This is a genomic window from Niveispirillum sp. KHB5.9 (assembly GCF_048066115.1).
Taxonomy (GTDB): Bacteria; Pseudomonadota; Alphaproteobacteria; order Azospirillales; family Azospirillaceae; genus Niveispirillum.
In genome coordinates this window covers 1-469 of the sequence record NZ_JBLTYX010000080.1, presented here as the reverse complement: position 1 = coordinate 469, position 469 = coordinate 1, and the positions used below count along the sequence as shown (strand labels likewise).

General features: G+C 60.1%; 1 pseudogene. It reads left to right on the top strand.

Annotation, left to right across the window (positions count from 1 at the left end):
• Positions 1-199: 199 nt before the first annotated feature.
• A pseudogene (locus ACM9HJ_RS31025) lies at positions 200-469 on the top strand (hypothetical protein); the annotation flags it as partial.

The window sequence follows — 469 nt, the reverse complement described above, 5'->3', positions numbered from 1 at the left end:
ATGCAATAATATTTGCATTATGCATCATGCGATTGGCATTTTTGCACTATGCAATATGTCAATGGGGCGTAAACATGCCCCGAGGGCCGCACAATCCCTCAACTTTCAGGCACAACCCCCACTTGGCATCCGGCCTGCAATCCTCGGTTCCCATGAAGGCGACAACGCCTCACACCAACGAACCGACGGAGTAGACATCATGACCAAGTTCCTCGCCAAGACCGCCGCCGCCGCCCTGATCGTCGCCGCCATCGCCGCCCCCGCCATGGCCCAGAACGCTTCCGGCACCATCCAGCTGAAGGGTAACGTCGCGCTGTCCTGCACCATCGCCGTCCAGGACCTGGGCCAGTCCCTGTCCCTGAAGGCCGGTGAGAGCAACAAGACCGTCGGCTCCGTCACCGAGAACTGCAACTCCGGCACCGGCTACAAGATCACGCTGGCCTCCGCCAATGCCGGCAAGCTGAAGTCC